This is a genomic window from Bacillus cereus group sp. N21 (assembly GCF_016483395.1).
In the GTDB taxonomy this organism is placed as follows: Bacteria; Bacillota; Bacilli; order Bacillales; family Bacillaceae_G; genus Bacillus_A; species Bacillus_A pseudomycoides.
Genome location: NZ_JAEHBX010000346.1, coordinates 1 through 266, shown reverse-complemented (window position 1 = coordinate 266; position 266 = coordinate 1). Strand labels below are relative to the sequence as shown.

Here is a 266-nt window from a genome sequence, read left to right as displayed (position 1 = left end):
AATAAAAATACCTTACCCACGGAGGCTTGCGTATGAGTGCTGTAATGGCTGAGCGTACCCCTCCGCATAATATAGAAGCTGAGCAGGCAGGCTTAGGTGCCATATTGATTGATCAAGATGCGTTAACGTCAGCATCAGAACTATTGGTACCTGACTCATTTTATCGAACGAAACATCAAAAGATCTTTGAAGTGATGCTTGGCTTGTCTGATAAGGGAGAGCCAATTGACTTAGTAATGATGACGTCAGCGATGGCTGATCAAGGA

Annotated in this window: 1 protein-coding gene; it reads left to right on the top strand. The window is 44.0% G+C overall.

Features of this window, described 5'->3' with window-relative positions; translation table 11 throughout:
* Positions 1-32: 32 nt before the first annotated feature.
* On the top strand, positions 33-266 hold a 234-nt coding region (locus JDS96_RS31130; protein WP_274605984.1), incomplete at its 3' end, for a DnaB-like helicase N-terminal domain-containing protein.